Here is a 24,036-nt window from a genome sequence, read left to right as displayed (position 1 = left end):
TGCGCCCGACAGGATTGCTCACTATCAAAATGAGCTGTAAAAGTGAAGATATTCATTATATTGAATTTGAGGTGAATATAATCAAAATTAAAAAATTATGAGTATTTACGGATAATCAAAACCTGATTTAAACCTTTCAAATATTGCTGCCTCATGCCGAGTATAAAATTCAGGATCAAAATTGGCTTGTTTTAGATTGTCGAGAACGTAAGTTATCTCTCGATTTTCGGTAAGCCAACGGTCTAGAACTTCGTGTCTCATTCTAATTCCGAAGGTATTTATTCCTGAAAATTGATTCGTGTTTGTATTAAAACTTATCGTGATCGCTTTAGTGCCATCTGTATGCTGCCAGTGAAAATGCTGCTCATTTTCTTTAGGTTTTGGCCAAACCCAGCCGTAGGTTTGATATTCGATATCAAAGAATTTGGCCGAATTGAACCAATTTCCCGGATTATATCGAGATTTATCACCAGTAAGTGTGAGTGCCAGAGCTTCACCCATCATTCTGCCAGTATACCAAACGGCTTCAACCGGTTTTCGTTGGCCAATCGCTTCCTGCTGCTCGGCACAATCGCCAATCGCGTAAACATCGGGAATATTGGTTTCTAAATAAGAATTCACTAAAATCCCTTTGTTTATCGCTAAATAGGAATCTTTTAAAAAATCGATATTTGGGCGCACACCAGCACAAAGTCCGACGAACTCGCAATCGATTTGTTCGCCGCTTTTGGTGATGATACTGCTGACTTTCCCATTTTCGTCCGGAATTATTTTTTCGAGTTCGGTTTCCGTTCGTAGCTCGACGCCATGAGATTTGATGTGTTCAGAGATCATTTTAGCATCTTCCAAAGGCAACACCGAATGCCAGAACGCTTTTTCACGTACCAGCATCGTCACTTCGATATTCCGGGTAAGAAGCATTTCTGCGAGTTCTACACCAATAAGTCCGCCGCCAATAATGACTGCTTTTTTACAATTTTTGGTGTTTTTTTCGAGAAGTTCCAGGTCTTGTTTCGACACCAATCCCTGCACGCCATTCAGATTTTGGCCTTGCCAGCCAAATTTGTTTGGGATAGATCCCGTAGCTAGAATCAGTTTGTCGTAATTAAGGTTGTCACCATTTTTAAAATGAAGCGTTTTTTGATCAAAATCGATTTGCTGTACCCAGCCTGTTTTTAGGTCGATTCGGTTTTTCTCCCAAAACCAGTCTTCATAAGGTTTAAGATGATCCCATTTCATGTGCCCCATGTAAACATACATTAGCGCAGTTCGAGAAAAAAAGTAATCACTTTCCGCAGAAATTACCGTGATCTTTTTATCCGATCGCTTGCGGATATGCCGTGCAGCTGTAATTCCAGAAATTCCGTTACCTAAAATAACGATATGCTCCATGCTTTGCAGTTATTGCTTTATAAGTTTTATTCTGCTTTTTGAAATTCTTTTACGATTTCAGAACCATTGTTAAAAGTCTGTACGATTTTCAGTGTATTGTCCGTTTCAGAAAATTTTATTTTTTCATCAAACTTAGAGTCTCTCCATCTTCCATTACTATTTCCCCAAGTCACTTTATTTCCATCAATTTTGATTTTATAATCAAACTTTTTTCCGTCGTCTTTTCGAATGTATGAAACGATATAAATTCCATCATCGTCTCGTACGTTTATTATTTCAGGTGGCTGATTCATAATCGCAGAAATCGAGTATTTGGCAATTTCTGATTCATTAAAGACGTTCTCTGGTAATTTAACCTTTTCTAATTCAGCTTTTGAGTTGGTTTTCTCTTCATCTTTTCTATTACCACAACTACTGAATGTAATTGTCAAAATTAAAATACTTATCAACGTTTTTATTTTATCCATAATGGTTTGGTTAAATTACCTGCAACGGGATAACATTTAAATTTAGTCGTAAGTAAAGAATTAACTTAACTTCGAAAGAAAAAAAGCAGTTAAAAAAGAAAAATCTTAATTTTAGAGATGCAAGTTGGTTAAATAAAACATATACCATTGCAATTATGATAAGATAGACAAACCCGATGTTCTATGAAAATTAATTTTCTGTACTGTTTCTTTTTTTGCTTCATACTTTGTCTAAGCTGCCAGCCAGATTTTCCTAAACATAAGTATAATGGTTTGAGTTTAGTCGCCTCCCGAGATTCGTTAAAAACAGAGTATATTCTTCCGCTAAAAAATGTCCATGCCAATACCGTGGCGTTAATGCCGTTTGCTTTTCTTCAGGATCTAAAAAGTCCCGAGCTGCATTTTAATCACGAGAGGCAATGGTGGGGAGAACGTGTAGCCGGTGTTCAGCAAAGTATTCAGTTACTTCAGGAAAATGAAATAGCAATCATGCTAAAACCTCAAATCTGGATTTGGCATGGTGAGTTTACGGGCGATCTTAATATGACTTCAGAAGAGGACTGGAAAACTTTTGAAAATAGCTATCTGGATTATATTTTGCTGTATGCTGAACTGGCCGAAAAAGAACACATTTCACTGTTTTGTATAGGAACCGAACTTTATAACTTTACTGAAAAAAGACCTGAATTTTGGCAAAAGATGATCGCTGAAGTCCGCAACGTATATTCAGGAAAAATTACCTATGCTGAAAATTGGGATAAAGTGGACCAATTTCAGCTTTGGGAGCAGCTTGATTTTATTGGTGTGGATGCTTATTTTCCGGTAAGTGAAGAAGAGAATCCCACGAAAGCAGCGCTAATTGAAGGTTGGAAAGCGCATAAAACAATGCTAAAAGATTTATCTTCAGCATATAAAAAGCAGGTATTATTTACTGAATATGGCTACAGAAATATCAATTTCGCCACCAAAGAACCCTGGCAGGCTTCTACAAGAAGAAGAGGGGATAAGGTTCTTGAAAATTTAAATGAAGGATTGCAGGCAAAGGCCTTGCAGGTGATTTATGATGAGTTTTGGCCAGAAAACTGGTTTGCGGGTGGTTTTCTTTGGAAATGGCATAACGATCATCAGCGTGCTGGCGGGAAACAAAACGACCGATTTACACCTCAAAATAAAATGGCCGAAAAAGTCGTAAAATCAAATTACAGCAAATACACAGAAAAATAAGAATGGGTTTTAGGGTTGATTATTTAAATTCCAATTATAATCTTTATAAGAAATATTATTCCAGTTCTTCATTTTTACCTCGCTATATTTATTAATATATTCGCCAATAGTGATACTGCCACCGGTAAAATCACCGCTATACCAATCAAAAAGTCTGGAAAGCTGAGCTGATTCGGGCTTAATAATATTTTTAGGGGAGTTTATAAAAGACCGGGTAGCATATTCCAGTTGCTCATTAATAGCATCTGCAGTGTAAGCTTCGTTTAATAGTCTTGGGCTGGATATGGCTGCTTTGCAAATCGCAAAATTAACCCGAGGTTCATTCATTCTTCTTAAAATACTGTTTTCTAAAGCGCCTAGTGAAATTTGCTTGGTGCCCATACTCACAAATTCTTTGGTGGTCGCCCCGTTAATATTTTGTACAGATTTAAGGGGGTAATTGTCCAGTACAAGTTTCACAGTATAGGCATTGTAAGTATTGATGTAATAGGCTAATTGCTCCTGAACCGACCAGGTATGATCTGGCCTGTTTTCTGAAAGCATTTTGATATATTTATCAAATGCTTTTCGATCTTTTTTAAAACCTTCATAATTTACCAGGCCTTTTTCGTCTACATACTTCTGTAGTAGATTATGCCAGATAGAATGATCGATATTTGTTGAAGTGTTGGAAATCGTTGAAATTAGTTCGCCTTTTACATTGGTATGTGGTAAGCCTTTACTGGAAAATCCAGCCGCTGAAAATAGGGCGCAGCTGCTTAAACCAATAGGGAAAATGGCCATTATCAATATTCGTTTAAGTAGAATGTAATTTTTCATGCTGCGCAATTTTCAGTTTAAATTTTGTGTTTAGCAACAACCTCCACCATCGTAATGAAAAGTAGATTCGCTAATAAAAATATCATCTCGTCCTAAATCTTTTAAAGCTTTTGCTGTTTTGTCGCAAACTACTAAAGGCTGATTTTTTAAAAGAACATGGCCTTTTTTATCATCAAAATGGTCGTTTTCACCATAATAGATCGCTGCTTTTCCTGTAAAAATGCAAGGACCATCTGCTGGCATTGGGTCTTTAATGGCGGCAACTTCTATAGATTCAATATAAATTAATTCTTTGGTAGGGTAGTTTTTAGGATCCAGAATCCGGTATGGTTTTCTGGCTCTTATTTCTATGGTTCCAAAACCAACATCGGTCAAAGCTTTTACGTATTCTTTTATGGGTAAACTTCCGATAAGGCATAAGGCTCTTAGTCGTTCATCGTTTCTAAGCTCATCGTTCATTTGCTGCTCGCAGGTAGGATCACTCATTACCAGTTTCCCATGTGGTTTTAAAACACGGTACATTTCTTCAATCGCCTTTTTAAGATCTTCAGCTTTAAAAATATTGAATAAGCAGTTTTGAGCGGCGACATCAACCGAATTATCTTTTACCGGAAGATGAAGCGCATCTCCCTTTTTTAGATCCACAAAATCTGAGCGAAACCAGTCATTTTGTTCTTCGGCAATTTTGAAGTTTTTTCTGGAGGCTTCTAACATTTCATCTACAGCATCTACACCAATAACCCCATGTTGTTGCCTGGAGAAATAAGCGAACTGTAACAATTCCATACCACCGCCAACACCTACATATAAAATACGCGGATTGTTGGAAAGATCGCGTGCGTGCACTGTGCTACCGCAACCGTAATTCATTTCCTGCATGATTTTCGGGATTTTTAAGCCCGGTAATTCCCATATAGGATTTGTGGTACAGCAAAGGCCTACATCTGGTGTAAGTGCTGCATCTTTATACACGTTTTTTGTGGTTTCTAGATAGCTGTTCATTTAAAGCGTTTTTATAAGTTCTCTAAAAAGAATGATCATCTGTGGTTCGGCTTTTTCAGCCATGGCAATAATCTCACTAATTTCTACTGGTTTTAGATCGTCTGGATTGCCTTCATCGGTGATAACAGAAACGGCGGCAACCGGAATATTTAAATGGTTGGCTACAATAATCTCAGGAACGGTACTCATTCCCACGGCGTCGGCACCCGCAATTTTCAGGAATCGATATTCAGCTCTGGTTTCTAATTGAGGGCCTAAAACCGAAGCATACACGCCTTTGTGTAAATTAATATTGTTGCTTTTTGCGATCTTTTCTATTGTAGCATTCATCTGCGGGTCATAAGGTTGCGACATATCTACAAAACGCTCGCCTAGTTTTTCTACTCCTTTAAAGGCTAAGGGTGATCCTCCCTGAAAATTAAGATGATCGTCGATGAGCATTAATTCTCCCTTTTTATACTTCAGGTTAATAGAACCAGCGGCATTAGACACCAGTAATTTTTTAATTCCCAGTCGCTTCATTACCCTAACGGGGTAGGTGACATCTTGTAACGTATAACCTTCATAAAGGTGAAAACGTCCCTGCATTACCACCACTTTTTTTCCTTCCAGAACGCCGTAGATTAATTTCCCTTTGTGAAATTCTACGGTAGCGGTTGGGAAATAAGGAATGTGGTTATAACTAGCTTCGTATTCGATATCTATTTCGTCTACTAATTTTCCTAGTCCGGTTCCTAAAATAATCCCGATTTCGGGAGCTTCAAATCCTTTAGATTTTAAATAATCTGTGGATTCCTGAATTGCATCTGTCATTGTCATGCTTTGAAAAATGGAATAAAAGCAGGATGATCTTTTATATCTGAATATAGGTCAACATCATTCCGCTTTTCTAATAATTTATAATTCGATTTTGTAAGTTCGTTTATGGTTTCCTGTAATACCGTTTGGGTACCCCAGTTTTTATTTTTAAAGAGTTTTGGATGAAGTTGTGTCATTCCCAATAAATAATATCCGCCATCTTCGGCCGGGCCAATCACCACTTCGTTATCGTTTAAAACTTCAAAAGCTTGCTCTAAATCTTTGGTTTCAATATCATATAAATCTGATCCTATAATAACGATTTTCGAATATCCAGCATCAAAACCTTCGGCAAAAGCGTTTTTCATGCGCTCACCAAGGTCTTCACCTACCTGTTTTTTCTTCTGAAAAATAGCAGCATCCCATAAATCATCTTTATCAATTTCTTCAGAATAATATACTGCTTTTTCTGTACTGAGTGGCGCGCAAATCCTGGCGGTATGAGCAAGCAAAAAAATGTAAATATTTAGCGCGGCCTGGTCACCAATATCTTTGGCAAGTCTGGTTTTTACTTTGCCATATTCTGGATTGCGCGTAAATATTAAAAGTAAGTTTTTTGAAGTATTTTCTTCTCTCAAAAAATAATGTTTTATATCTGAAAAACTTATTTATAAATCCTTTAAAAAAAGCAGTCAGATTTTTTGCATCACTAGCAAGATACTATGTTTCTATGGAAATTACCGCTAATTTTCTGTGAAATTTATCATCGCCAAGATGACAGTTTTTCAGCTTGATTTTTAAGAATGGCACTTCGCTAAATGGTTAAAAAATAGCGTCCGATTTTGTAGAATTTCAGTTTAAAAAGAGCATTTTAAATCGTAGAACCCTGGCAGCTACTTCCTGCGCCCGCGGTACAACCATAGCAATGCTGTGAAATAATAATATTCCGGTCATTTAGCAGATCCTCGTTATACTCACTAATATGTTTTACTTTGGCATTAACCTTAAGATCGAGCATCTGGTTAAAATCGCAATCGTAAAGCCAGCCATCCCAGCTAATCGAAATGGTATTGGTACACATCACATTTTCTACCGCAGCAGGGTTATAGGCTTCTACAAGGGAATACATGTAATCTTCATAATTTTCTGAAGCGATTAAATACTCTAAAAACCGACTTATGGGAAGATTCGTAATGGCAAAAAGATGATTGAAATCGATATTAAAATCTTCTTTAAGCGCTTTTTTAAAATCTTTTTCCATTGCAGCCTGATTGGTGGGTAAAAATGCTCCAGATGGATTATAAACTAAGTCTAATTTAAGCTTGCTTTCAGGTTGCGCATAGCCTACTTTGTTCAGTAGTTGTAAGGCTTTTATTGATTTATCAAAAACTCCACTACCACGTTGTTTATCCGTTTTTTCTCGCTTATAGAAAGGTAAGGAAGAAACCACATGTACGTTATGTTTTTTAAAAAAATCTGGTAAATCATGATATTTTTTATTGGCTAAAATGATGGTAAGATTTGATCTTACGATAAAATCTTTAATGCCGGCTTTAGAGGCTTCTTGTACAAACCATTTAAAATTAGGATTCATTTCTGGAGCGCCACCGGTAAGGTCTAGTGTATGTGCACCGGTATTTTTGATCACCTCAAGGCACTGCAGCATCGTTTCCTTCGTCATAATTTCCTTACGATCGGGACCTGCATCTACGTGGCAATGCGAGCACACCTGGTTGCACATATAACCAAGGTTAAGTTGCAGGATTTCCAGCTTTTTAGGTTTAAGTGGGAAATGTCCTGTTTCAGAAATTTTATCCCTAAAAGTTGGGAGTTCTCCTTCTTCAAAAATTCCTTCACTCAATAATTCCAGCTGTCGTTGTGGGCTGGATAAGTCGTCTTTTCTTGCTTTTAGGGATTTTAAAGACATATAATAAGTGTTCTACTTTAGTTTAGACGAAACAAAAAGCTTTTTTTTACATACTAAGCTTTTTGTATTTATTCATCATTTGTACTCCATGTACAAGAGTCGCACCGCTTTCTATAGCTGCACCCGCATGTACGGCTTCCATCATTTCTTCCTTAGTAATACCGCGTTGTAAACCATCTTTGGTATAAGCATCAATACAATAAGGACACTTAACCACGTGAGAAACTGCCAGGGCAATTAAAGATTTCTCCCGGGCAGAGAGCGCGCCTTCTTCAAATACTTTTCCGTAGTAATCAAAAAACTTTTTTCCAAGTTCTTCACTCCACTCTGTGATTTCACCAAATTTTCTTAAATCGGCCGGATCGTAATAGGTTTTAGACATAAAATAGTTTTTAGGTAAAGATACAATTTATGTATTCCTATTTTAAAAATAGCTTATAGATCTAATGGAATAGGAAAGCGATCTTAAAGGCAGGAATGTTTTTAGGGTATTAAGATATGTGTAATGAAATTACAGTTAAGATGCTTGATTTATAGTGGTTTGTAGGAAAATGTTACGTTTAAATGAATGAAAGCATCATAAATTTGTTAATATTAAGCTAAAATTAAGTATCTTAGAGCAAAGGCAAAACCAGAAGCTCAGTTTAACGAATTAGCTATTGATTGTTTGTAATAGTGCTTAAGTTGCTCTATTATAAGCTTATGAATAACGTTTTTCACATAACTAATAGTTTATAAGACACAACTTTAAAAATCGCTAAATAATAATTGGCTTCAAATATTATTTTTACCAGTTGCAAGGGGTTTTTAAACGTTTGCAAGTACAAACAAACTAGTAACCACACGAGCTGCTTGTTTTTAAAAGAGCTGCAGATATATGAAAATATACGTTAATACTTTACCTGTTAATGATATTATTAAAGACATCTCTAAATGTATAGATGTTCCTGTAAAGAACGGGGCTGGGGAGCTCATGTTGGAAATTCCTTCAGATTTAGGAGAAGGTTATATTAGAGGATGTAGTTTTGATTCAGGAATTGGGATTATTACTTACAATTGTAAGTTTTATGAAGATATAGACATTCATTTTACTTTAAACAGTATACATCCTTTAAAGTTTATTTTTTGCTCTCAGGGCAGTATAAATCATTGTTTTGAAGGAGCTGAAACCATAAATACCATTGATAATTTTCAGAATATTATTGTATCGAGTAGTGGTTATAAAGGGCATGTACTGAGTTTTAAAAAGGATGTAGCGACCCATGTTTCGAGTTTAGAGATTATAAGGTCTATTTTTTCACATCGTGATAATTACCAATTTCAGGATATAGAACCAGAGCTTAAAGAGATTTTTAAAGATCAGGTTTCTGAAAAGGAATTTTTTTATCAGGGGAATTATAGTTTAAAGTCGGCTGACCTTATGGAGGAAATTGCCACGAAGGAATTTACCGGTTTTTTAAGGTCGATTTTTCTTGAAGGAAAAGCATTTGAAATGCTAGTGGTGCAAATTGCCCAATATCAAGATGATGAGGCTGAGGATAAACTACCACAGATTCTACGTAAATCTGATATAGAGAAAGTAAATTATGTAGCCAAAAGGATTGAAGGAGACCTGGCCAGTAACCTTACTGTAGAAGCTTTGGCTAAAGAAGCCGGAACCAATGTGAATAAACTTCAGGAGGGCTTTAAGTATATTTACGATCTTACCGTAAACAAGTATATTCAGCATAGAAAATTAGAAGCGGCTAAAGAAATGCTAATGAATACCGATAAAAATATCTCTGAAATTGTGGTGGCCATTGGTTTGAATAACCGCAGTTATTTTTCTAAAATCTTTAAAGAGAAATATGGGGTTAGCCCAAAATATTTTCTAAAATCGAGTTCAAGACAGGATCAGGATTACTCCTGATCTCCATTTTTTAAAATAGCTTCTTTAACTTCGTTAATATAGCTTCGGCCAATGGTGTAGCGGCTCCCCCCAATTTCTAAACTGTTTCCTTCTATTGCTTCAACTTTTGGTATGGCGATCGTATAGGAGCGGTGAATCCTAATAAATTGATCCTGTGGTAAACTTTCAGTAAAACTACTTAAAGTTTGGTGTACGATATGCTTATTTGTAGCGGTGATAATTTTTATGTAATCTTTTAAACTTTCGATCACCAAAATATCTTTCAGGTAGATTTTACGCATACGCTTTTTATCTACTTTTACGAAAATATGCTCTGTCTCAGAGTTTTGTTTTGGGGTATTCTGGCTTTCATTCTTTAATTTTAGGGCCTTGTTTACCGCTTTTAAAAACCTTGGGAAGGGAATTGGTTTTATTAAAAAATCAAGGACTTCTAACTCATAGCCTTTTACGGCGTATTCTTCGTGAGCCGTGGTAATAATTACATTGGGTTTGTGCGGTAAACTTTCTAAAAAGCTGTAACCGTCTAAAAGTGGCATATTAATATCCAAAAAGAGCAAATCGACATTGTTTTCCTGCAAGTAGTGCATACTATCTACCGCATTAGTAAAGGATGCTTGTAGGGAAAGCTCTTTAATCTGCTCCACATAGTTTTTTATCACCTTAATGGCTAAAGGTTCATCATCAATAATGATACAGGAAAGACTCATTTTAGTTTTAGTTTTAATTGAATTAAAAATCGGCCGTTTTTTTCACCAATATCAAGCTGATATTCCTCTTTGGTGTAGCCAAGTTCGAGGCGTTTTTTTACATTTTTTATTCCTATTCCGCCAGAGGGCTTCAATTCTTTAGGAAGTTTCATTTTGCGTTTTTGGGACGTAGAGTTAGCAACTTCAAAGAAAAGAAAATCATCTTCAACTTTTAATTTTATCTTTACAAAAACATTTCCTATGCTCTCGTTTACACCATGCTTAAATGCATTTTCTACAAAAGGGATAAGAAGCATTGGGGACAATTGTTTTCCTAAAATATCGCCAGAAATTTCCATTTCTACATTTAAATTATCCCCGTAGCGAATACGCTCCAGATCCAGATAATTTTGAATGCATAAAATTTCTTTTTCCAGACTTTGCCTTTTGTTTTTTGTCTCGTAAAGCAAATACCGCATAAGCTCTGAGAGTTTTAGCACAACATCTGGAGCTTTGGATGATTTTTCTAAGGTTAACGCGTAAATGTTATTTAAAGTATTAAAGAAAAAATGAGGCGAAATTTGTGAACGTAGAAAACGAAGTTCGGTTTCTAGTTTAGATTGTTCCAGTTTTGCCGCTTTTTGATGGGTGGCAATATAATCTATGGTAATTTTTATTGCGGTAACAAAGGAGATTACATATAATTCTCCAAGCATCATCTGGATAACGTAATTTGCCGTAAGTGAATGCGTCTCGGGTCCCTCTGGCCATACGTTATTACTAATTAAAACATACGTAAGCTCGAATTTGATAATTACCATGCAAAAAATGGTCGCTATCAACATAAGGGTAAAAAGAATAAAACGCCGCTTATATATAAAGGTAGGAATAAGAAAATAGATCGTAAAGTAACACAAAAACATGTGGATGGGGAAACCTAAGAGGTTTCCTTTAATAGATAATGAATAGTCTTCGTAAAAACTACCCCATCTTAACGTATTGAAAATAAAGTATATACTCCAAAAAATGACATGATGTACGGGTTTGATCTCGTAATCTGTAAATTTTGATAACCTAAAGAAGTTTTTTATGGATTTTACGTTTGCCAATTTTTAAATTTTCTTAACTATTTAGTTGTTTGTCCTTTCAGATATGTCATTGGTCTAATATCTTTTTAAGAGTTGATGAATATATAAATATTTAGCTTAGAAGTTGGAATAACTCAACGATTAATCCGAAAAACTATAAGTATGGTAAAAAGACTTTACGCAATAACTGCGTTTTTTTTACTCTTAATTTCCTGTAAAAATGACCAGGAAAAAAATCTAAATGAAACGCCAAAAAATGAAGACTTAGTGGGGATTGTAAACCCATTTATAGGAACCGGTGGTCATGGTCACACCTTTCCGGGAGCCAGCCGTCCTTTTGGAATGGTGCAGGTAAGCCCAGATAATGGTACAAGTGGTTGGGACTGGTGTTCTGGTTATCATTATTCCGATTCTTTAGTGGCAGGATTTAGTCATTTACATTTATCGGGAACCGGGATTGGTGATCTTGCCGATTTACTTTTTATGCCGGTAAATAAAGAAATCGATTTAACCACAACAGTAAAAGAAAGAAAAGATATTCCTTACCTTTCTAAATATGCTCATGATAACGAAACTGCTAAGCCTGGTTATTATCAGTTGTTTTTAGAAGATTTTGATATTAATGTAGAGCTTACTTCTTCGTTAAGAACGGGATATCATCATTATACTTTTGGGGAAGGTGAAGAACAATCTGTAATAATCGATCTTGGTTTTGCAATTAACTGGGACAAACCCACAGCAACTTCAATAAAAATAGAAGACGAAAACACGATCACTGGTTATCGTCACAGTACAGGTTGGGCTAAAAATCAAAAAGTATTTTTTGTAGCCAAATTCTCTAAACCAATCGTGAGTTCTAATTTGTATGCTGAAGCTAAGCTTGCTGAAGCTTCTGAAGTTGAAGGCACTAAAACCTCAGCACAGTTATTTTTCGATAAAGAAGACAAAAACCTACAGGTCGCTGTCGCCTTATCTTCAGTAAGTCTGGAAAATGCCAAAGAAAATTTAGATGATGATGCTAATTTTGATTTTGAAGAAATCAGAGCCGAATCTAAACAAGTGTGGAATAAAGCACTGTCGGATATTGTGGTAGAAACTCCGGTGGATTCTTTAAAAGAGATTTTTTACACCGCCCTTTATCATACAAAGTTATCACCGGTAACATTTAGTGATAAAAATGGCGAATTTCGATTACAAAACGATAGTATTTCCAGTGCTGATGGAACGACCTATTCTACACTTTCCCTGTGGGATACCTTTAGAGCAGAAAATCCTTTATTAACACTAACAGAACCCGATAAAGTTCCAGATATTATCAATTCGATGCTTGCTTATTATGACGAAAGCGGAGCTTTGCCGGTTTGGACGCTCTACGGAAATGAAACCAATACCATGACTGGATATCACTCGGTTCCTGTAATTGTTGAAGCCTATTTTAAAGGAATAAAAGGTTTTGATGCCGAGAAAGCTTATGAAGCTTTAAAAACAACCATGATGCAGGATCAGCGTAGTCTTAAAGAGTTAAAAGAATACGGCTATGTTCCTTACAATCTGGGGAACGAGTCGGTTACTAAAACTTTAGAATATGCTTATAACGACTGGTGTGTCGCACAAATGGCAAATGCTTTAGGGAAAGACGATGATTACAAGTATTTTTCTAATAGGGCCGAATCTTTTAAAAAGCTTTTTGACCCTGAAACCGGATTTATGCGAGGAAAATCTTCTGATGGGAAATGGCATTTACCATTCGATCCTAAATATTCCCAGCATCGTGTAAATACAGATTATACTGAAGGGAATGCCTGGCAGCATAGCTGGTTTGTCCTTCATGATCCCGAAGCATTGATAGCACTTCATGGTGGTGCCGAGCCATTTACTGAAAAATTGGAGCAGCTTTTTACGGAAAGTTCAGAAATTACCGGAGAGCATACTTCCGCAGATATTTCGGGATTAATTGGGCAATACGCGCACGGTAATGAGCCCAGTCACCATATCGCTTACTTATTTAATAAAGCAGGTAAACCATGGAGAACGCAGTACTATGTTCATGAAATTTTAGAAACGCAGTATTCTACCCAACCCGATGGGTTAAGTGGTAACGAAGATGCCGGGCAAATGTCGGCATGGTATGTTTTAAGTTCGATGGGGTTATATCCTTTTAATCCGGCCAGTGCGACTTACGAAATAGGTACGCCCATTTTCGAAAAATCCACAATCCGTCTTCAGGATGGTGGCACATTTGTGATCAAAGCAGAAAATGTGTCTCCAAAAAATTTCTATATCCAGTCAGCAAAGCTAAATGGAGAAGAATTTAATACTACCACAATTTCTCACGAGCAGATCCTTGCCGGAGGGACTTTAGAATTTGTAATGGGACGCGAACCGAATAAAAACTGGGGTGTAGCCAAAAATAATAAGCAAGATTAATGCATATAGTAGATGTTGTCATAATTGTTCTTTATATCATTTTAACCCTGGGCGTTGGTGTTTGGGTATCTAAAAAAGCAAGTAAGGGTTTAGATTCTTACTTTTTAGGAGGTAAAACCATAAAGTGGTATTACCTGGGATTAAGTAATGGTTCTGGAATGTTCGATGTTTCGGGGACCGCATGGATGGTAGGGATTCTGTTTTTATACGGCGTTAAAAGTTTCATGTTTATGTGGATGTGGCCGGTATTTAATCAGGTATTTGTGATGATGTTCCTGGCCGTCTGGATTAGGCGCTCTAAAGTCATGACGGGGTCGGAATGGATTCTTACCCGTTTTGGCGACGATAAAGCAGGGAGGGCTTCACATTTAATCGTGGCGATTTTTGCAGTGGTCGCTTCTATAGGTTTTATCGCTTATTTTTTTGAAGGTGCCGGAAAGTTTATGACGGTGATCTTGCCATGGGATGCCAGTCTCAGTATTGCCGAAACTACTTTATTAACTTCAGAACAATCTTACGCATTATTAATTGTCTTCTTTACGACCATTTATACCATTAAGGGCGGAATGTTCTCTGTAGTGACTACCGAAGTTTTACAGTATTTAATTATGGTGCTTGCTGGTGTGCTCGTGGCAGGCTATACATTCTATGCATTTACCGATGTTGAGGTGAATCAACTCATCCCTGAAGAATGGAAAAATGTATTCTTCGGAAAAGAACTTAACGGATTTTGGTCGGGAGATTACGAAGAATTTAATCGCCTTATCGATACGCAGGGCTATAAAATGTTTGGTGCTTTTATCGGGATGACCCTTTTTAAAGGTTTCTTTTCGAGTGTGGCAGGCCCCACTCCGGGTTACGATATGCAACGAATTCTTTCTACCAGAAATGTAAAAGATGCTGCTTATATGAGTGGTTTTACCAATTTAGTATTATTTATTCCGCGTTATCTTTTAATTGGTGGGATTGTATTGATAGGATTGGCATTCATTGCACCTCAGATGGCTGAAGCCGGAGGAGTAACCGGGAATGATCTGGAAATTATTTTACCAAAAGTAATTAATAACCATGTGCCGGTAGGAATTAAAGGGCTGTTGCTGGCGGGATTATTAGCCGCTTTTATGTCTACATTCTCTGCTTTTGTAAATGCCGGGCCGGCTTATATTGTAAACGATATTTATAAAAAGTATTTTAAACCTGTTGCTTCAGACAGGCATTACGTGAAAGCAAGTCATATTGCTTCTTTTGGTGTAGTTACCCTTGGAGTGATTATGGGCTTTTTTGCAGATTCTATTAATTCGATTACCCTTTGGATTACCAGTGCACTTTATGGTGGTTATGTAGCGGCAAACTTTTTAAAATGGGTTTGGTGGCGTTTTAATGGCTGGGGATATTTTTGGGGAATGCTGGCAGGTTTAATCATCGCTACGCTTCAGTTTTTCCTAGATCAGAATAAAGCGAATTTGGAAGCCGGAACTTTACTGCACGATCTTTCAGAAATTCCCGCTATTTATTTATTCCCCATTATTTTAGTATTCTCGCTATTGGGATCGTTGTTAGGAACATTCTTAACCAAGCCTACAGATATGGCGACCTTAAAATCATTTTATACTAATGTGCATCCCTGGGGATGGTGGAAGCCGGTTAGAGATTATTATTCCGAAGAAAGAATAGAGAAAAACAACGAATTTTGGTTGGATATGTTCAACTGTATTATTGGGATTGTCTGGCAATCGAGTATGATCTTACTGCCCATATTTTTAGTAGTGAGAGATTACAGTAAAACATGGACAACCTTAGCCGTTTTCTTATTAACCAGTTTAATACTAAAGTTTACCTGGCTGGATAGAGTAAAGAAACTTGAAACCAGTGCAGATGATATTTAATGAAAAATGAAAATCTCGATTATCGAGTAACTATCTTCTGGGAATTCCCACGAAGCATTTAATTTGAACAATATTTTTTAAAACGAGACAAGTCTCGGATCACTTAATCTCGATTATCGAGTAAAAATAAAGAAGAAGATGAAGAATATACCCTGGCAGGAGAAACCTGAAAATTGTAGAGATGTACTTTGGAGACATAGCGAAAACCCTATTATAGATCGATATGCCATACCCACTTCAAACAGTATTTTTAATAGTGCTGTAGTTCCTTTTGAAGATGGATTTGCCGGGGTTTTTAGATGTGACAACAAAGCAGTGCAAATGAATATTTTTGCCGGCTTTAGTAAAGATGGTATCAATTGGGATATTAACCATGAGCCTATAGAAATGCAGGCGGGGAATACCCAAATGATCGATTCAGATTATAAATACGATCCTCGTGTAACTTTTATCGAAGATCGTTATTGGATTACCTGGTGTAATGGATATCACGGCCCTACCATTGGTATCGCTTATACCTTCGATTTCAAAGAATTTTTTCAGTGTGAAAACGCTTTTTTGCCCTTTAACAGAAACGGAGTTTTGTTCCCTACAAAAATCAACGGAAAATATGCAATGTTAAGTCGCCCCAGCGATAATGGACATACGCCATTTGGGGATATTTATATTAGCTATAGCCCAGATATGAAATATTGGGGTGAGCATCGTTGCGTAATGAAAGTTGCTCCGTTTGAAAAAAGTGCATGGCAATGCACCAAAATCGGCGCTGGCCCGGTGCCGATTTTAACTGATGAAGGTTGGTTGCTGTTCTATCATGGGGTAATCGCTACCTGTAACGGTTTTAGATATTCTGTTGGGGCTGCCATTTTAGATGAAAACGAACCTGATAAAGTAAAATATCGTTCACAGCCGTATTTATTAGCTCCGGCAGAACTTTACGAAATGACAGGAGATGTGCCAAATGTAGTATTTCCTTGTGCAGCTTTGCATTCGCATGAAGAAGATAAGTTAGCTTTGTATTATGGCGCCGCAGATACCTGTACAGGGGTTGCTTATGGTAAAATTAGCGAGATAGTAGACTTTGTAAAAAATAACAGCTTATAATATGAAATCGATATTGGCCATTTTTGGATCTCTTTTTTGTCTGAATGCTTTTTCACAGGAATCCCCGCGCTCTTATGTGTCCTATAAAACTTCAGAAGAAATTGTTATAGACGGTAAAGCTGATGAAGCGAGCTGGAAAGAGGCAAAATGGACAGCCGATTTTATAGATATTGAAGGTGATAAGGTCCCAAAGTATAAAACCAATGCAAAAATGCTTTGGGACGATCAGTATTTTTACATCTATGCCAAATTAGAAGAACCGCACATCTGGGCAACGCTTAAGCAAAGAGATACGGTGATTTTCTATAATAATGATTTTGAAGTTTTTATCGATCCCGATGGTGATACCCAAAAGTATATGGAATTTGAGGTAAATGCCTTAAATACCGTTTGGGATTTAATGCTTATCGAAGCCTATCGTGAAGGAGGCCCTGCAATCGATCATTGGGATATTAACGGAATTAAATCTGCCGTGAATATTGAAGGGACTTTAAACGATGCTTCAGATAAAGACCACTATTGGGAAGTAGAAATCGCCATGCCATGGGATGCGTTAACCGAGGCCAGTGCAACGGGTAAAATTCCGCAAAACGACTTTTGGCGTGTTAACTTTTCCCGTGTGAACTGGGATCATGATCTTAAAGATGGTCGTTATTCGAGAAAGAAAGATGAAAATGGACAGTTTTTACCAGAATTTAACTGGGTTTGGTCGCCACAAGGAGTGATTAATATGCACGAGCCAGAACATTGGGGCTATGTGTTTTTTAGTGACCAAAAGCCTTCAGAAAATATCGAATTTCAGATTCCGGAAGACGAACATATTCGATGGGCGATGTATTCGTTATACAGAGCACAAAAAGATTATTACTCAAAATATCAAAAATGGGCAAATACTGTAGCGAAACTTCAGGATATGCCGGTTACTGTTTTAAATAAAGAAATAAATCCGAAAATAGAAGTCCATTCTTCTGGATATAACCTTACGGTTGAAAGTCCTTTTTCAGGAAAAGAATACCTGATTAAAGAAGATGGAGAATTTTTAGAATACGATTTTTAATTTCTGTAATGAATAGTAATTAAATGTCGTCACCCTGAACTTGATTCAGGGTCTCATCGTAAGAATTTTCAATTTAGGATGTGATTCCGGATCAAGTCCGGAATGACGAAGAAATTAACTATTTCCGTAATAGAGTATTAATAAAAAATAAGAATAGGCCAGATTGGCTCTTTAAAAATAAATCAAATGAAATTTAAATTTTTACTTTTTTCGTTACTGGTCGCTTTTTCGACCATGTCGTGTTTAGATAATATGCAAAAAGCTAAAGCAAATACTGCGGAATCTAATAAAGAAAATGCAAGCGAAACTACTGGAGATTCAGATTTTAAATACTGGACATGGATTACCGCTGATGCCAGCCGAACCGATGAATCGTATACTGAAGAATTCAAAAAATATAAAGAAAACGGCCTGGATGCGGTGTTGATTAATACCAATACCGATCCTGAATTACTTGCGCGTTTAACGCCACTAGCCAAGGCTGAAGGTTTAGAAGTTCACGCATGGATTATGGCAGTGAACCGCCCGGGAGACAAAGTGGCTTTGCAACACCCAGAATGGTATCAGGTAAGCCGTAATGGCGAATCTTGTTTTGATCATCGTCCTTATGTAGATTACTACCAGTGGCTGTGCCCAACAAGAGAAGAATCAAGAAACCATATCTTAAGTTTGGTAGAAGGTCTGGCAAAAGTTAAGGATGTAGAAACCGTACATTTAGATTATATACGATTCCCGGATATTTTTCTTCCAATAGGCTTATTGCCTAAGTACGATTTAGAGCAGACTACAGAAATGCCAGAATACGATTTTTGTTACTGCGATGTTTGTATTTCGAAGTTTAAAGAAATGCACCACAAAGACCCTAGAGATACTGACGATCCTCAAATCGATATGGAATGGAAGCAATTCCGATTAAACAGAATTAGAGATTTAGTGAACGATGCTTATAAAATTGTTCATGAAAATAACAAAGAACTTAGTGCAGCGGTATTCCCTTATCCAGAGATGGCCGATCACATGGTGCGCCAGCGTTGGGATAAATGGGATATCGATTATGTATTGCCAATGATCTACAACAATTTTTATAATGAAGAATTAGACTGGATTGGTTTTGCAACAAAACAAGGAGTACAGGATCTGGAAGCGAAGAATACCGAATTACATACCGGAATTTATATTCCTGAAATGACTCCGGCAGATATTACAGAAGCCATTAATCAGGCAAAAGCAAACGGTGCGCGCGGCGTTTCTTTCTTTGATGGTGGTGCTTTTACTCCAGAGAAACTGGCAGCCGTGAAGAAAGCTAGTGAGAATTAAGTTTGAAGTACGAAGTTAGAAGTTAGAAGGGAGAAATATTTTAAACGAGTCTAAAGTAGTCAGGTCATGCTGAACTTGATTCAGCATCTCATCCTGATGAGAAAATCGACAAATTCTAAGAAAGAATATATTTAGATCTCGAAATAGTTAATTATAAAGGGCATTTTTCTTTAAAACCAAAGAAGATGAGATCCCGGGTCAAGCCCGGGATGACGAAACTTTTAATGCTAATAACTATGGTAAAAAAGCTAACCGCTAAAAAAAATGAAATTAAAATTCTTAGGAATCGCTGTTTTAGTGATGATTTTTTCCTGCAAAACAGAGGAAACTGAAGTCAGTAAAAAGTCAGAAGAGAAACTTACGCAATTTGTAAATCCGTTTATCGGGACAGATGGGCCGGGAAATACGTATCCGGGAGCCACCACTCCATACGGAATGGTGCAGTTAAGTCCGGATATTGGCGTTGGTGGCTGGGATCGTATCGCAGGATATTTTTATCAGGATTCGATTATCACTGGTTTTTCACACATGCATTTAACAGGTACGGGAGCTGGCGATCTTTATGATATTCTGGTGATGCCAACCAATAGTAAGTTTTCAGAACGTATTCCAGAGAATAATCATAAGCCGTTCTCAAAGTTTAATCACGATCAGGAAGAAGCTTCACCGGGATATTATTCGGTTCAGCTTTTAGATTATGACATTAAAGCGGAGCTCACAGCTACACCAAGAACCGGGATTCAGCGGTTTACGTTTCCAGAAGATTCTTTATCACAAATTCATGTCGATCTGGGATATGCTTTAAACTGGGATCGTCCTACAGAAACCCATATCAAAGTTGTAAACGATTCGGTTATCGAAGGTTATCGAAAATCTACCGGTTGGGCCAAAGATCAGCGTGTGTATTTTGTAATGAAGTTTTCTAAGGCCTTTCAGGATTTCGAAATTTTAGAGAATGGCGAGAAAATTTCAGCAAAAGAAATCACTGCGGAAAACACCAAAATCATCCTGAATTACAAGACAACTTCAGAAGAGCAAATAGTGGTAAAAACTGGAGTTTCTTCAGCAAATATAGAAGGCGCTTACGCAAGTTTAGAGACAGAGGCGCCCGACTTTAATTTTGATAATTATCGCAAAGAAGCCAATGAAACCTGGGAAAAAGAACTTCAGAAGATAAAAATAGAAACTCCAAACAGCGAGCAAAAATCGATATTTTACACGATGATGTATCAATCGATGCTGGCGCCAACTTTATTAAGCGATCCTAACGGAAATTATAAAGGCGCCAATGATAGCATCGAAAATGCAAACGGATTTGATCGTTACGATACCTTTTCGCTTTGGGATACGTTTAGAGCGGCGCACCCGCTTTATACGATCATTCAGCAGGAAAGAGTACCCGATTTTATAAAATCGATGTTGGCGCATTACAAAGAAACCGGTTTATTGCCGGTTTGGTCTATGCAGGGGAACGAAACCAATATGATGCTGGGTTATCATTCGGTTCCCGTAATTGTAGATGCGTATTTTAAAGGTTTCGATTTTGATGCTAAACTGGCTTACGAAGCCTGTAAAGCCAGTGCAATGACCAACACTCGTGAAATTGATGTTTTTGCTGAAAAAGGTTACGTGCCGGCCGAAGATAAAGAAGGCGATTGGAGTGTTTCTAAAACTTTGGAATATGCTTATGATGACTGGTGTATCGCGATGTTTGCTAAAGATTTGGGAAGAGAAGACGATTATCGATATTTTTTAGAACGTTCTGGTTTCTGGAAAAATACGTATGATCCTAAAACCAGTTTCTTCAGGGCAAAAGACGAAAATGGAGATTTTATCCCGGGCTTTAATAGCAAGGAATATTCCGATTATTTCAGTGAAAGCAATGCGTGGCAATATTACTGGTTTGTGCCGCAGGATATCCCGGGCTTAATTGAAATTACCGGCGGGCAAGAGCGGTTTACGCAAAAACTGGATTCGATGTTTAGTTTTAATCCGGCTAAAGATGATAAATTGCCAATTTTTAGTACGGGAATGATTGGCCAATATGCACATGGAAATGAACCGAGTCATCATGTAGCGTATTTATACGATTATCTGGGGAAACCTTCTGAAACACAAAAATTGGTTCGGCAAATCCTTACCGAGCAATATAAAAATGAGCCGAATGGGCATTGTGGAAATGAAGATTGCGGACAAATGTCTTCCTGGTATATCTTTAGCTCGATGGGATTTTATCCGGTAAATCCGGCACAGGGAACGTACATGTTGGGGGCTCCCTTATTTGAATCTGCTGAAATTAATTTTCCTGACGGAAAGAAATTCAGTATAAAAACATCGAATTTCGCTGAAGAAAATCAGTTTGTTACAAAGGTGAAATTAAACGGAAAAGACTTAGATCGTGCCTATATTACACATAAAGAAATTGTTGAAGGTGGCGAATTGTTATTCGAAATGAGCAGTGAGCCTTTCGATAAAGTTTTAAAAACCCCAAAACCCAATAAGATCTATTAATATTAGATAAATCTTTAAATCACGACGATATGAAATTGGCTAAAATTTTACTTCTTTTTATAGCGCTTGCCATAATTGGTTGTGCAGAGAAGGAAAATCCTTCGTTTACAAGAGATGATTTGGTGCTAATTCCGAAGCCAAAATCGCTAAAACTCAATAGCGGAAGTTTTGAAGTAACCAAAAGCACCAAAATCGTCATTCCGCAGGATAGTTTAGCCTCAGTTTCTTCAATTTTAAATGATCTTTTTAAAAAAGCAGCCGGATTTGAGTTGGAAACTTCAGCAGATCGGAATTCAGAAAATAGTATTCAGCTAAAAATAAATTCAGAAATCGCTAAAGAAGCTTATACGCTTAACGTAACTTCAGAAAGAGTTGTTTTAGAAGCTAATTCTAAATTAGGATTTGTATACGGAATGGAAACGATCCGACAATTACTTCCAAAGGAAATAGAAAGTGCCTCGAAAATATCGAATATTGGCTGGTATATCCCAAATGTTGAAATTAGCGATGCGCCACAGTATTCCTATCGCGGAAATATGTTAGATGTTTCCCGTCATTTCTTCAGGAAAGAATACATTAAAAAACATATCGACCGACTCGCATTTTTAAAACTGAATACATTTCATTTTCATTTAGTCGACGATCAGGGTTGGAGAATCGAGATCAAAAAATATCCAAAATTAACTGAAGTCGGTGCTTTTAGGGGCGATCAGGAAGATCGCCCCTGGAATGCGAGAACCAAAAACGATCCTGATGCGAAGGCTACTTTTGGTGGATTTTATACGCAGGACGATATCAAAGAAATTGTGGCGTATGCTCAGGAAAAAGGCATACGCGTGATCCCGGAGATCGAAATGCCTGCGCATGTAATGAGCGCGATTGCTTCGTACCCGTGGTTGTCCTGTACAGGCGAACCTATTGCGGTACCTTCAGGAGGTATTTGGCCAATTACAGATATTTATTGCGCAGGTAAAGAAACGACTTTCGAGTTTTTAGAAGATGTGCTAACGGAGGTTATGAAATTATTTCCGGGAGAATATATTCATGTTGGTGGCGACGAAGCGACTAAAACCAACTGGAAAACCTGTCCCGATTGCCAACGCCGAATTAAAGAAGAAGGACTTGCTGATGAGGATGAGTTGCAGAGTTATTTTATGAAGCGTATTGAAAAATTTTTAAATGAAAATAATAGAATACTTATTGGCTGGGACGAAATCTTAGAAGGTGGTTTACCAGAGGAAGCTACGGTAATGAGCTGGCGTGGTTTTGAGGGCGGCTGGGAAGCTTCTAAGCAAGGTCACGATGTGATTATGACGCCTACCGATCATTTATATTTTGATTATTATCAGGGAAGTCCAGATAACGAACCGGTGGCTTTTAATGCATTTACTTCGTTAAAGCGGGTGTATGAATTTAGACCGGTGTTAGATTCGATGAGCGTAGCGCAGAAAAAGCATGTACTTGGCGGACAGGCCAATCTTTGGGCAGAATATGTACCTACCGAAGAGCATTCAGAATATATGTTATTTCCAAGATTAGCGGCGTTAGCAGAAGTGGTTTGGAGCCCTGAAGAGCAATTGAATTGGGATGATTTCTCGGTGAGAATACGTAAAATGATGGAACGTTTTGAGGTGATGGGGATCAATTATGCAAAAAGCGCTTATGCGGTTCAGCCAGAATCTGATATCGATCTGGAAACCAGAGAAATTACGATCAAATTAAAATCGGAGTTCCCAAATACCGAAATTCGGTATGCGTTAAACGAAGAGCAGCTTACTGCCGAATCGAAGGTGTATACAACCGAAATAAAAGTGAACGCCGATACCCGACTAAAAGCTGCAGTTTTTAAAAATGGCAAAGTGATGGGGGCGGTTTTAGATAAAACTTTTGAATTTCATAAAGCGGTAGCCAAACCGGTAAGTTATAAATATCCGTACAACCAAAGTTATGCTTCTACAGGAGAAACAGCACTTGTAAATGTTTTAAAAGGTAGTAAGTACTTTAAAGACGGCCGCTGGCAGGGATGGATAGGGAATCCTGCGATTGTTACGATCGATTTAGAAGAAGCTACCAATGTAAGTGAAGTGATTGTAGGAAGTTTGGAAGAGCAGGGCACCGGGATTTATTTTCCGCAGCAATTAAAAGTAGAAGTTTCTAAAGATGGAAATCATTTTGAGGAAGTGGCTTCTTTGAAGCGGGACTATCAAACCAATGCTTCGGCGAAAATCGAGAATTTTAAGATGAAATTTGATACACAGGAGAATATCCAGTTTGTTAGAGTAAGTATAGAACCATTAGCAAAAACTCCGAATGGAGGCGGTGCATGGTTATTTTTAGATGAAATTCAGGTAAAATAATATAGTTTTCTTCGCGACTCTACGTCATTCCGTCCCGATAACTATCGGGAGATCCGGAATCTCAC

At 37.4% G+C, this 24,036-nt stretch carries 19 protein-coding genes; 9 read left to right on the top strand and 10 right to left on the bottom strand.

What is annotated here, in order from left to right; genetic code table 11:
- Positions 1-105: 105 nt before the first annotated feature.
- Both L1967_RS10370 and L1967_RS10365 read right to left on the bottom strand, forming a co-directional pair.
- Positions 106-1,392, bottom strand: coding sequence for an NAD(P)/FAD-dependent oxidoreductase (locus L1967_RS10370; protein ID WP_249601558.1), 1,287 nt, complete (start codon positions 1,390-1,392; stop codon positions 106-108).
- A gap of 26 nt (positions 1,393-1,418) precedes the next feature.
- The gene (locus tag L1967_RS10365; RefSeq protein ID WP_249601557.1) at positions 1,419-1,859 is read right to left on the bottom strand and encodes a hypothetical protein; all 441 of its coding nucleotides are present in this window, start codon (positions 1,857-1,859) and stop codon (positions 1,419-1,421) included.
- Positions 1,860-2,132: 273 nt separating this feature from the next.
- Here L1967_RS10365 and L1967_RS10360 point away from each other — a divergent pair, with 273 nt between their 5' ends.
- Entirely contained in the window at positions 2,133-3,083 is a 951-nt protein-coding gene (locus tag L1967_RS10360; protein ID WP_249601556.1) for a glycoside hydrolase family 113, read from the top strand.
- Positions 3,084-3,092: 9 nt separating this feature from the next.
- On the opposite strand, the gene L1967_RS10355 is transcribed toward L1967_RS10360, so the two are convergent.
- From L1967_RS10355 to L1967_RS10330, 6 genes are all read right to left on the bottom strand, one after another.
- Positions 3,093-3,902: a DUF547 domain-containing protein gene (locus L1967_RS10355; protein WP_249601555.1), complete on the bottom strand. Its 810-nt coding sequence runs from the start codon at positions 3,900-3,902 to the stop codon at positions 3,093-3,095.
- A gap of 30 nt (positions 3,903-3,932) precedes the next feature.
- Entirely contained in the window at positions 3,933-4,904 is a 972-nt protein-coding gene (gene arsM / locus L1967_RS10350; protein ID WP_249601554.1) for an arsenosugar biosynthesis arsenite methyltransferase ArsM, read from the bottom strand.
- Positions 4,905-5,717, bottom strand: coding sequence for a purine-nucleoside phosphorylase (locus tag L1967_RS10345; protein WP_249601553.1), 813 nt, complete (start codon positions 5,715-5,717; stop codon positions 4,905-4,907). It lies immediately after the preceding gene.
- A gap of 2 nt (positions 5,718-5,719) precedes the next feature.
- A complete protein-coding gene (locus tag L1967_RS10340; protein ID WP_249601552.1) occupies positions 5,720-6,340 on the bottom strand; it encodes a TIGR04282 family arsenosugar biosynthesis glycosyltransferase in 621 nt (206 codons plus the stop codon).
- A gap of 233 nt (positions 6,341-6,573) precedes the next feature.
- A complete protein-coding gene (gene arsS, locus L1967_RS10335; RefSeq protein WP_249601551.1) occupies positions 6,574-7,629 on the bottom strand; it encodes an arsenosugar biosynthesis radical SAM (seleno)protein ArsS in 1,056 nt (351 codons plus the stop codon).
- A 46-nt stretch (positions 7,630-7,675) separates the two neighbouring features.
- Positions 7,676-8,011: an arsenosugar biosynthesis-associated peroxidase-like protein gene (locus L1967_RS10330; RefSeq protein ID WP_013073569.1), complete on the bottom strand. Its 336-nt coding sequence runs from the start codon at positions 8,009-8,011 to the stop codon at positions 7,676-7,678.
- Between the two features lie 495 nt (positions 8,012-8,506).
- Between L1967_RS10330 and L1967_RS10325 the strand changes: the two genes are divergently transcribed.
- Positions 8,507-9,538, top strand: coding sequence for a helix-turn-helix domain-containing protein (locus L1967_RS10325; protein WP_249601550.1), 1,032 nt, complete (start codon positions 8,507-8,509; stop codon positions 9,536-9,538).
- Here L1967_RS10325 and L1967_RS10320 read toward each other — a convergent pair.
- Together L1967_RS10320 and L1967_RS10315 are read right to left on the bottom strand one after the other, a co-directional pair.
- Positions 9,529-10,245: a LytR/AlgR family response regulator transcription factor gene (locus L1967_RS10320; protein WP_249601549.1), complete on the bottom strand. Its 717-nt coding sequence runs from the start codon at positions 10,243-10,245 to the stop codon at positions 9,529-9,531. The two genes, L1967_RS10325 and L1967_RS10320, sit on opposite strands and share 10 nt — an antisense overlap.
- Positions 10,242-11,333 carry a sensor histidine kinase gene (locus tag L1967_RS10315; RefSeq protein ID WP_249601548.1) on the bottom strand — a complete coding sequence of 364 codons (1,092 nt, stop codon included), beginning with the start codon at positions 11,331-11,333 and terminating at the stop codon, positions 10,242-10,244. Before L1967_RS10315 ends, L1967_RS10320 begins: the two co-directional genes overlap by 4 nt.
- Before the next feature lie 141 nt (positions 11,334-11,474).
- On the opposite strand from L1967_RS10315, the gene L1967_RS10310 reads away from it, so the two are divergent.
- The 7 genes from L1967_RS10310 (at position 11,475) to L1967_RS10280 (ending at position 23,971) form a co-directional block, all read left to right on the top strand.
- Entirely contained in the window at positions 11,475-13,739 is a 2,265-nt protein-coding gene (locus tag L1967_RS10310) for a GH92 family glycosyl hydrolase (protein ID WP_249601547.1), read from the top strand.
- Positions 13,739-15,625 carry a sodium:solute symporter family protein gene (locus tag L1967_RS10305; RefSeq protein WP_249601546.1) on the top strand — a complete coding sequence of 629 codons (1,887 nt, stop codon included), beginning with the start codon at positions 13,739-13,741 and terminating at the stop codon, positions 15,623-15,625. The genes L1967_RS10310 and L1967_RS10305 overlap by 1 nt, the downstream gene beginning before the upstream one ends.
- 138 nt (positions 15,626-15,763) lie before the next feature.
- On the top strand, positions 15,764-16,729 hold the full coding sequence (locus L1967_RS10300) for a glycoside hydrolase family 130 protein (RefSeq protein ID WP_249601545.1): 966 nt from the start codon (positions 15,764-15,766) through the stop codon (positions 16,727-16,729).
- 1 nt (position 16,730) lies between these two features.
- On the top strand, positions 16,731-17,786 hold the full coding sequence (locus L1967_RS10295; RefSeq protein WP_249601544.1) for a carbohydrate-binding family 9-like protein: 1,056 nt from the start codon (positions 16,731-16,733) through the stop codon (positions 17,784-17,786).
- A 186-nt stretch (positions 17,787-17,972) separates the two neighbouring features.
- Entirely contained in the window at positions 17,973-19,103 is a 1,131-nt protein-coding gene (locus L1967_RS10290) for a family 10 glycosylhydrolase (protein ID WP_249601543.1), read from the top strand.
- A gap of 264 nt (positions 19,104-19,367) precedes the next feature.
- A complete protein-coding gene (locus tag L1967_RS10285; RefSeq protein WP_249601542.1) occupies positions 19,368-21,614 on the top strand; it encodes a GH92 family glycosyl hydrolase in 2,247 nt (748 codons plus the stop codon).
- A 29-nt stretch (positions 21,615-21,643) separates the two neighbouring features.
- Positions 21,644-23,971 (top strand): glycoside hydrolase family 20 protein, encoded by a 2,328-nt coding sequence (locus L1967_RS10280; protein WP_249601541.1) that lies wholly within the window; start codon positions 21,644-21,646, stop codon positions 23,969-23,971.
- The last annotated feature ends 65 nt before the right edge of the window (positions 23,972-24,036 follow it).

It is taken from the genome of Zunongwangia pacifica, assembly GCF_023499215.1.
GTDB lineage: Bacteria > Bacteroidota > Bacteroidia > Flavobacteriales > Flavobacteriaceae > Zunongwangia > Zunongwangia pacifica.
Note: the sequence above shows the minus strand (reverse complement) of the source record. Positions and strands in the feature narration are given on the sequence as shown.